We start from the raw sequence: 9,262 nt of genomic DNA on the forward strand, positions 1-9,262 counted from the left end.
GGGGGGGGGGGGGGGGGGGCCCCGGGGGTGGTGGTCCGCCGGGGGGGGGGGGGGGGGGGGGGGGGGGGGGGGGGGGGGCCCCCCCCCCCCCAGGGGGGAGGGGGTCAGGCGGCGGTGCCCTGCCGGCGGGCGCGGACGCTGGTGACCAGCTGGGCGCGGATGCGGGCGGGGACCTCGGGGGCGAAGCGGGCCAGGTAGTGGTTCAGGTGGGTCTCGTCGCCGGTGAGGAACGGCAGGTCGAAGACCAGCAGTTTGCGCACCGCGAGCAGCGGGACGGGGGCGCGCAGCGGCCGGAAGGAGTGGTTCCACAGGCCGGGTTCCTCGCAGACCGGGTGGAACTGGCCGATCATCAGGCCCTGTTCGACGAACTCGTCCTTGGCCTTGCGCTGGAGCTCGTCCAGCACGGTGGAGTCCTCGCGGTCCAGTTGGGGCAGCACCAGCAGGACGGTCAGCAGCTCGCGGTCGGACTCCTCCGCCAGGTCGGCGAGCAACGCGTCGTAGTGGGCGCGCAGTTCGGCCACCAGCGCGGGCAGGTCCCCGCCGGGGGAGGTGTCGGCGACGGCGATGTGGAACAGGCCGCGGCGCAGCGAGGGCTGGGTGTAGGGGCAGACCGGGCCGCTGCGGCCGAGGTCGGGGTGGGCGGTGGTGAGGAAGGCGCGGGCCCAGGCGAGGGTCTCGGCGGCCTCGGGGCTCGCGGCGGCGCGGCCGGCGTCGATGTGCTCGGCGCTGTACACGCGCAGCGCCCCGGTGACGGCGGTCGCAGCGGAGGGGGCGGTGGGGGCGACGGCGGCGGGGGCGGTCATCGGGGCCCCCGCCAGACCGGGGCCAGGCGGGGTCCGCCGCCGGGCAGGGCGAGGGCCTCGCCGAAGCGGGCGAAGCCGCCGCGGGCGAGCAGGCGGGCGCCGGACGGGGAGCTGGTCTCGGCGTAGGCGGCCTGGCCGGCGGTGTCGACCTCGGTGAGGAAGGCGTGCAGCAGGGCCCACCCGGCGCGGGTGCCGCGGGCGCCGGGGCGCACCCCGACGAAGGCGAGGTAGTGGTGGGAGCGGTGGCGCGGGTGGCGCAGGGTCTGCAGGCGGGTGATGGCGGCCAGGCGGCGGGCCGGTTCGCCGTGGCCGGCGGCGCCGATCGCCTCGGCCAGGGCGGCGGTGGCGGCGCCGTCCCGCGGGCCCGGGGCCTCCCAGCGGCCGGGCGGCAGGAACAGCAGCGCCCCCAGCGGTTCGCCGTCCGTGGCGCCGTCGTCCGCGCCGCCGTCGCCGGCGGCCCGGTGGACGGTCAGCGCGCCCCCGTGGGCCTGGCACTGCTCGACGTGGACGCGGAAGAAGGCGGGCAGGACGCGGGCGCGGTGGTCGGGGTCGGGGAAGGCCCAGAGCATCAGCGCGTCGTCGGCGAAGGCGTCGGCGAGCGCGCGGGCCAGGGCGTCCTCCTCGCCCGGGCGGGCGGGGCGCACGACGGGCCGTACGGCGCTGTCGGCCGGCCCGGGGGGCGGTAAGGCGGTGCCCGCGGCGGCGGGCAGGGCGGTGGCGGTGGTCAACGGGCACTCTCCTCGAACGAGGGGGCGGACGAAGGGGAAGGAGCCGAAGGACTGGACGGAACACAGGGAGCGGACGGAACGGTGGAATCAGGGGAACCGGTAGCCGAGGCGGCCAGCGCCGCCACCCGCGCGTGCAGCGGCGCCACCCACCCCTCCGCCTCCGGCTTGATCAGCACGCTGCGCAGCACCCGCGCCCCGTCCGCGTCCGCGCGCACGCCCGGGTGGCGGCGGGTGAAGTCGGCGGCGTCCACGCGCAGCACGCTCAGATAGACGGGGTCGTGCTCGTCGGCCATGCCCCGGCGCAGGACCCGCTCGCTCGCGGCGTCGACCGCCGACAGCGCGGGCGCACCGGCGACGGTGGGGAAGTAGGTGACGATGTCCAGCTGCGGCCGCTGGTAGAGCGTCAGCTCCGCGCTGTCCTCGATCCGCCGCGCCCAGGCGAGGGCGGCGCGCCGGCTCGCGGCCAGCCCCGCGCCCAGCCCCCGCGCGGTGAGCGGCAGCAGCTGCAGGGTCAGCCACAGGGCGGCGGCCGAGGCCCCGGCGCGCGAGCACTCCAGGCTGATCTCGCCCAGGTGCAGCTCGGCGTCGGTGAAGTAGGTGTACGGGGAGTCGTGGGCGAAGTGCCGCCCGATGTCCGGGTCGGCGAACAGCACCGCCCCGCAGCCGTACGGCTGCAGGCCGTGCTTGTGCGGGTCGACGGTCACCGAGTCGCAGCCGGCGATCGCCCGCCACGGCGCCGTGTCCACGTCGAGGGAGGCGGCGAGCGCGTCGTCGGCGGCCAGCAGGGCGAAGAACCCGCCGTAGGCGGCGTCCACGTGCACCCGCGCCCCGTAGCGGCGGGCCAGCGGCAGGATCTCGTGCACCGGGTCGACGGCGCCCGCCCCGGTGGTGCCGCAGGTGACCACCACCGTGCCGACCCGCCCGGTGCGCAGCAGCTCCTCCAGCGCCCCGGTGTCCATCCGGCCCTCGGCGTCCGCCGCCACCGCGTGCCCCTGGACGCCCAGCACGTGGCACATCCGGCTGTGGGTGTAGTGGGCCTCGCGGCTGTACGCCACCCCCAGGCCCGGGTGGCTCTGGCGCGCCACGTACAGCGCCTCCAGGTTGGCGATGGTGCCGCTGCTGGTCAGGTGGCCCACGTGCGCGGGCAGCCCGAACATGGCGGCGAGCTGCGCGACGCACTCGCGTTCCATGTCGTTGGTGGCCGGTCCGCCCTCGTAGGCGTGGTTGTTGGGGTTGAAGCGCATCGCCGTCAGGTAGCCCACCACCGCCGCCGGGTGCGGCGGCTTGACCATCTGCCCGGCGTAGCGCGGATGGAAGAACGGGTAGTTGTGCTCCAGGCGCTCGGCGAAGCGCTCGAAGGCGGCCGCGAACGCCGCCTCGTCCACCAGGTGCGAGGGGTGCGGCTCCAGCGGCCCGAACCGCTCGCCCCACCGCTCGGCCACCTCGGCCGCCTTCGGCAGCCAGTACCGCAGGTCCACGCTCAGGCCCTTCCCCTCAAGTCCTTCGACAACGGGGGGCCGACGCGCGGGTGAGCAGCACGCCGGGCCCCTGGCGAGTACGAGCGTTCACCGCGTCCGAGTCCTTGAGCGTTCCTCGACCGCGTCCGCAGCCACCGTGGCCACCGCCCGCAAGGCGCCCGCAACACCCGCAGCTCACCCACCGCACCGCCCGCCGGCCCCACCCGCACCGCCCCGGCCCCCGCCGCGGGCGCCCCCGCACCACCCCCCCCGCACCACCCCGTACGGCCCCAGCCGGACCCCACCGGGACCCGAGCCGCCGCTGCTGCAATCACCCCCGGACAAGGCCGCCCCACCCCACCCGGGCGAGGCCGGGGGAGCTCACGCGGGAGGAACGACGCGATGGTGACCAGACGCAGGATGATCGGCGCCGCCCTGGCGACCGGGGGAGGAGTCCTGCTCGTGCGCACCACGCTGCGCCCGGCCCCCTCCGCCGCCACCACCGCGGCCGCCGCCGCCAAGGACGCCGGCCACGCCCACCCGGCCGGCGCCGCCGCCCCCGACCCCGGCCCCGACGCCGGCCCCGCGCTCGCGGAGAAGTTCACCACCGCCCTGCCGCTGCCCCCGGTGCTCAGCCCCGTCTCCACCGACGGCGGCGCCGACACCTACGCGGTGACCATGCTGCGCTCCTACGCCCGCGTCCTGCCCGGCCGCCGCACCGAGGTCCTCACCTACAACGGCGCCTTCCCCGGCCCCGTCATCCGCGCCCGCTCCGGGCGCCCGGTGGTCGTCCGCCAGACCAACCTGCTCGACGACCCGGTCTCCGTCCACCTGCACGGCTCCGCCGTCCCCGTCGACAGCGACGGCGGCCCGATGAACCTGCTGGGCGCCGGCGCCACCCGCACCTACACCTACCCCAACGACCAGCCCCACGCGAGCCTGTGGTTCCACGACCACGCCCACCACCTGGAGTCCGAGCACGTCTACCGCGGCCTGGCCGGCACCTACCTGCTCACCGACGCCACCGAGGCCTCCCTGCCGCTGCCCGCCGGCCGCTACGACCTGCCCATCGCCCTGCGCGACGCCCGCTTCGACACCGCCGGCAACCTCGTCTACCGGATGGACGACGCCGAGGGCCGCGCCACGATCCTCGCCAACGGCCGCCCCTGGCCCAAGGTCGACGTCGCCGCCCGCCGCTACCGCATCCGCCTGCTCAACTCCTCCAACCTGCGCTTCTTCTCCCTGCGCCTGGCCGACGGCGGCCCCATCACCCAGATCGGCTCCGACGGCGGCCTGCTGGAACGCCCCCACACCACCGACACCGTCGACCTGTCACCCGGCGAGCGCGCCGACGTCGTCATCGACTTCTCCCGCTACCGCCCCGGCACCAGCGTCGTGCTCACCAACTCCATGCCGCCCGGCCCCGCCGAACACATCGGCCAGGTCCTGCGCTTCGACGTCGGCCGCCCCGCCCCCGACCCCTCCAGCGTCCCCGACCGGCTGCGCACCCTGCCCCCGCTGGGCCCGGTGGCCCGCGAGCGCACCATCGTGCTGAAGGTCGAGGAGGGCGGCGCGGGCGTGGCCCCGCTCGGCCTGATCGACGGCCGGCAGTACGACCCCGCCCGCGTCGACGCCGCCGTCGCCTTCGGCACCTCGGAGATCTGGACGGTCCACAACGCCAACACCGACATCCCGCACAACTTCCACCTGCACCTGGTGCAGTTCCGCGTCCTGCAGCGCAACGGCGCACCCCCCGGCCCCGAGGAGGGCGGCCTCAAGGACACCGTGCGCCTGATGCCCGGCGAGAGCGTGCGCCTGCACGCCACCTTCGACTCCTACCGCGGCCGCTACCCCTACCACTGCCACCTGCTGGACCACTCCGCGATGGGCATGATGGCCCAGATGGAGATCGCCTGACACCCCGGTCCCGGGGCCGCCCGCCGACACCGCGCCGGACACGGGCGGCCCCGGGACCGGGGGAGCGGTCAGGACGCGTGGATGCCCTGCCCCGGCGTCAGGATCCCCGCCGGGTCCCAGCGGCGCTTGGCCCGCGCCACCGTCTCCCACAGCCCCCCGTAGTGGCGCCGCCAGTCCGCCCCCGTCATCCCCGGCACCGCCCCGATCAGGTACCGCTTGCCGCCCAGCTCCACCGCCAGGTCGTACAGCCGCCGGTTGCGCTCCAGCATCGCCGCCGTGTCCGAGCCCGGCCCCGGGAACGCCAGCAGGTCGAAGTGCCAGCCCACCTCCTGCCCGGGCAGCACCGCCAGCGGCGCCCGCACCTTCGAGCGCTGGTACGGGTAGAACAGCAGCAGCCCCGCCCCCAGGTCGGCGGCGGTCAGCACCTCGGCGGCCCGCGCCATGAACGCCCGCGCCGCGGACGCCGGCAGGAACACGCTCAGCCACGGCTTGGGCAGCGCCCACAGCCCCGACGCGCGCAGGTACCCGGCGAAGCCGTCCACCCGGAACGCGTACTCCCGCCAGCTCTGCTCCACCACCTCGCTCGACACCGGGCGCAGCCCCGCCAGCAGCGCCGCCCGGTCCACCGCGCCCCCGGCGTCCGCGAATGCCACCAGCTCCGCCTTGTACCGCCAGCGCGAACCGTCCTCGCTGCGCACCACGTCGCCGACCTGGAGGTCGAAGCGGCGCTCGGCCATGACCTTCTGCTGGTCGGCGAGGTAGGCGTCCAGGTCGTCGTAGTACAGCGAGAAGACGTGGGCGCGTTCGCGGACCTTCACCAGGGCGAGGGTGGCGCGCACGATGACGGCGACCTGGCCGCCGCCGGCCAGCACGGCCTCGAACAGTTCCCGGTTGCGGGTGGGGGAGGCGGTGACCAGTTCGCCGGTGCCGGTGACGACGTCCAGTTCCAGCACGTTGTCGACCTGCATGCCGTGGCGCTGGACACCGCCGCCGATGCCGCCGACGCTCAGCGTGCCGCCCACGGTCAGGTGCAGGTAGTCGGTGAGCACCGGCGGCACCCAGCCCGCGGCCAGGCCGGCCTCGGTGACCTGCGCCCAGGTGGCCCCGGCCTCGACGACGGCGCGCCCGGGGCGTACGGACAGGACCTTGGACAGGCCGCGGGCGTCGATGGCGACGCCGCCGCGGGGGTTGGCCTGGCCGTAGCTGGAGTGCGACTCCAGGCCGGCCTCGCCGAGCTGGGCGAGGTCGCCGCTCTGGCCGTTGACGGCCACCGGGATGCGGTGGCGGCGGGCGAAGGCGACCAGCTGCTGCACGTCGCGTACCGAGCCGGGGCGCAGGACGGCCCGGGGGGTGGCGGTGACGAGGTGGCCGAAGTCGGTGGCGAAGCGTTCCAGGCCGGCGCCCTGGAGGGTCACCGTGCCGTCCAGGGCGGGCAGTCGGGCGATGTCGGCGCTCTCGCCGGTCCCGGTGTCGGCTTCGGTGGCCCAGGCTTCGGTGGCGGTGTTCCAGCCGATGACGGCGCTGACGGCTCCGGCGCCGGCCGAGGCGAGGAGGGCGCGGCGTGACAGTCCTGACCTGCTCATATCAGAATTTCTCCGATCAGTCGTCAAATAGGGATTGTTGTACCGCAACCATCGGGTGATCACCTACTGCCCCGCACCGTCCAGCTGTTCGCGCAGGGCGGTGAGGCGGTGGAGCACGGCGTTGACGAGCATCGGCCGGTACGGGTCCCGGTCGTTGTCCATCCAGGCGGTGGCCGTCGCGGCCTCCTCCAGCAGGGCCAGCCGGGCCCGGGGCAGGTCGGCCACCAGCGGGGAGCGGACCGCGTCCAGCAGGGCGTGGACGAGCCGGTGGGCGTGGACGCGCGGGTTGACCGCGAACAGCGCGCGGTAGACCCACAGCGCGTCCTCGCCGGACAGGATCCAGTCGTCGTTCAGCAGCAGCCGCACCCGTGCCCTCAGCACCAGGTCCTCGTTCATGTCGCTTGTCCCCCTTCGCCGTTCGTGAGCTGCCTCCCGCCGCGTGCGGGCAGCACGCCGTGCGCGCCGGCCGCCCTGGGCAGGGCGGTGGGCGCGGGGTTCGCGGTGGGATGCGCACGAGTCTGCGGGCGCGGGGCGGGGCGCGGCAAGGCGGAAGAAGGGTGTGCTGCGTCCTACCGGAGCGTTGCCCTGAGCTGGCAGGATGGGGGTCGGCACCCTCCGGGCGCGGTGGCGGACGCTAGCCTGGGCGCCATGTTCGTACTGGAGTTGACGTACACCGCCGCCCTGGAGTCGATCGAGGAGGCGCTGCCGCGGCACATCGCGTGGCTCGAGGAGCACTACGCGTCGGGCACCTTCCTCGCCTCGGGGCGCAAGGTGCCGCGCGACGGCGGGGTGATCCTCGCGGTGGGCGGGGACCGGGCCCGGATCGAGGCGCTGGTGGCCACCGACCCGTTCGTGCGGGCCGGGTTGACGCAGTACCGGGTGACGGAGTTCCTCGCCACCACCACCGCCCCGGAGCTGGCGGCCCACCGCCAGCAGCTGCCCGGCTGAGGCCCTGCGCCCCCGTTGGTCCCCGTCCGTCCGTGGTGCCCCGGGCCGTTCGCGCGGTTCGGGGCACGGTCGCGTTCTGGCTACGATCGGTGAACACGGGGCGAGGACGTATCGCGAGTACCGACTTTCGGCGGGAGAAGACGGATGGCACACGCACGGGCCGGGCAGCCGGCGCAGCCCGGTGACCTGGTGGACGTGGCGCGGCTGGTGACGGCGTACTACGCGCTGAACCCGGATCCGCAGGAGCCCGGGCAGCGGGTGGCGTTCGGGACCTCGGGGCACCGGGGCTCGTCGCTGGACGGGGCCTTCAACGAGGACCACATCGCCGCGACCACGCAGGCGATCTGCGAGTACCGGGCCGAACAGGGCGTCGCGGGGCCGGTGTTCCTGGGCGCGGACACCCACGCCCTCTCCGAGCCGGCCAAGGCCACCGCCCTGGAGGTGCTGGCCGCCAACGGCGTGCACGTGCTGATCGACGCCGCCGACGGCTACACCCCCACCCCGGCGGTCTCGCACGCGATCCTCGCCCACAACCGGCGCAGCCCGCGCGCGCTCGCCGACGGCATCGTGGTCACCCCCTCGCACAACCCGCCGCGCGACGGCGGCTTCAAGTACAACCCGCCCAGCGGCGGGCCGGCCGGCTCGCAGGCCACCAACCGGATCCAGGACCGCGCCAACGAGCTGATCCGCGAGGGCATGCGCGGCGTCAGGAAGGTCCCCTACGCGCGGGCGCTGGCCGCCGCCACCACCGGGCGCCACGACTACCTCACCGCCTACGTCGAGGACCTGCCCTCCGTCCTGGACCTGGACGCGGTGCGGGAGGCGGGCCTGCGCATCGGCGCCGACCCGCTGGGCGGCGCGTCGGTGGCCTACTGGGCGCGCATCGCCGAGACCCACCGCCTGGACCTGACCGTCGTCAACCCGCGGACCGACCCGACCTGGCGGTTCATGACGCTGGACTGGGACGGGAAGATCCGCATGGACTGCTCCTCCCCGGCCGCGATGGCCTCCCTCATCGGCCGCAAGGACGAGTACGCCATCGCCACCGGCAACGACGCCGACGCCGACCGGCACGGCATCGTCACCCCCGACGGCGGCCTGATGAACCCCAACCACTACCTGGCGGTGGCCGTCGACTACCTCTACCGCCACCGCGCCGACTGGCCCGGCGACGCGGGCGTCGGCAAGACCCTGGTCTCCTCCTCGATGCTCGACCGCGTCGCCGCCGACCTCGGCCGCGCCCTGGTGGAGGTCCCGGTCGGCTTCAAGTGGTTCGTCGACGGCCTGCTGGAGGGCTCGATCGGCTTCGGCGGCGAGGAGAGCGCCGGCGCCTCCTTCCTGCGCCGCGACGGCGGGGTGTGGACCACCGACAAGGACGGCATCCTGCTCGCCCTGCTGGCCGCCGAGATCACCGCCGTCACCGGCGAGACCCCCAGCGCCCGCTACCGCGACCTGACCGAGCGCCACGGCGCCCCCTCCTACGCCCGGGTGGACGCCCCCGCCGACCGCGAGCAGAAGGCCCGCCTGGCCCGGCTCTCCCCGGAGCGGGTCGGCGCCGGCGAGATCGCCGGGGAGAAGATCACCGCCGTCCTCGCCAAGGCCCCCGGCAACAGCGCCCTGATCGGCGGCATCAAGGTCTGTACGGAGAACGCCTGGTTCGCGGCCCGGCCCTCGGGCACCGAGGACGTGTACAAGATCTACGCCGAGTCCTTCCACGGCGACGAGCACCTCGCCCGGGTGCAGGACGAGGCCCGCGCCCTGGTCGGCGAGGTCCTGCGGGGCTGAACCCGGTACGCCCGTGCCCCGGTCCGGCAGGCCGCCGGACC

Annotated in this window: 8 protein-coding genes; 3 read left to right on the top strand and 5 right to left on the bottom strand. The window is 75.5% G+C overall.

The window, feature by feature from the left end; translation table 11 throughout:
- Nucleotides 1–104: 104 nt before the first annotated feature.
- From ACFRQN_RS16030 to ACFRQN_RS16040, 3 genes are read right to left on the bottom strand one after another with little or no spacing between them, the layout of a single operon-like run.
- The gene (locus ACFRQN_RS16030) at nucleotides 105–803 is read right to left on the bottom strand and encodes a DUF6875 domain-containing protein (RefSeq protein WP_380740915.1); all 699 of its coding nucleotides are present in this window, start codon (nucleotides 801–803) and stop codon (nucleotides 105–107) included.
- Nucleotides 800–1,531 (bottom strand): hypothetical protein, encoded by a 732-nt coding sequence (locus tag ACFRQN_RS16035; protein WP_380740916.1) that lies wholly within the window; start codon nucleotides 1,529–1,531, stop codon nucleotides 800–802. The genes ACFRQN_RS16030 and ACFRQN_RS16035 overlap by 4 nt, the downstream gene beginning before the upstream one ends.
- Nucleotides 1,528–3,009 carry a pyridoxal phosphate-dependent decarboxylase family protein gene (locus ACFRQN_RS16040; RefSeq protein WP_380740918.1) on the bottom strand — a complete coding sequence of 494 codons (1,482 nt, stop codon included), beginning with the start codon at nucleotides 3,007–3,009 and terminating at the stop codon, nucleotides 1,528–1,530. The genes ACFRQN_RS16035 and ACFRQN_RS16040 overlap by 4 nt, the downstream gene beginning before the upstream one ends.
- Nucleotides 3,010–3,390: 381 nt before the next feature.
- On the opposite strand from ACFRQN_RS16040, the gene ACFRQN_RS16045 reads away from it, so the two are divergent.
- Nucleotides 3,391–4,905: a multicopper oxidase family protein gene (locus tag ACFRQN_RS16045; RefSeq protein ID WP_380740919.1), complete on the top strand. Its 1,515-nt coding sequence runs from the start codon at nucleotides 3,391–3,393 to the stop codon at nucleotides 4,903–4,905.
- 68 nt (nucleotides 4,906–4,973) lie between these two features.
- Here the strand turns inward: ACFRQN_RS16045 and ACFRQN_RS16050 are convergent, their stop codons facing one another.
- Nucleotides 4,974–6,488 carry an FAD-binding protein gene (locus tag ACFRQN_RS16050; RefSeq protein ID WP_380740921.1) on the bottom strand — a complete coding sequence of 505 codons (1,515 nt, stop codon included), beginning with the start codon at nucleotides 6,486–6,488 and terminating at the stop codon, nucleotides 4,974–4,976.
- Nucleotides 6,489–6,551: 63 nt separating this feature from the next.
- Nucleotides 6,552–6,884, bottom strand: a complete 333-nt coding sequence (locus ACFRQN_RS16055; RefSeq protein ID WP_380740922.1) for a hypothetical protein — start codon at nucleotides 6,882–6,884, stop codon at nucleotides 6,552–6,554.
- A gap of 252 nt (nucleotides 6,885–7,136) precedes the next feature.
- Here ACFRQN_RS16055 and ACFRQN_RS16060 point away from each other — a divergent pair, with 252 nt between their 5' ends.
- Entirely contained in the window at nucleotides 7,137–7,436 is a 300-nt protein-coding gene (locus ACFRQN_RS16060) for a YciI family protein (RefSeq protein ID WP_380740924.1), read from the top strand.
- Between the two features lie 144 nt (nucleotides 7,437–7,580).
- On the top strand, nucleotides 7,581–9,221 hold the full coding sequence (gene pgm, locus ACFRQN_RS16065) for a phosphoglucomutase (alpha-D-glucose-1,6-bisphosphate-dependent) (RefSeq protein WP_380740926.1): 1,641 nt from the start codon (nucleotides 7,581–7,583) through the stop codon (nucleotides 9,219–9,221).
- Nucleotides 9,222–9,262: the final 41 nt, after the last annotated feature.

Origin of the sequence: Kitasatospora sp. NPDC056800 (assembly GCF_042789775.1) — a bacterium.
Taxonomy (GTDB): domain Bacteria; phylum Actinomycetota; class Actinomycetes; order Streptomycetales; family Streptomycetaceae; genus Kitasatospora.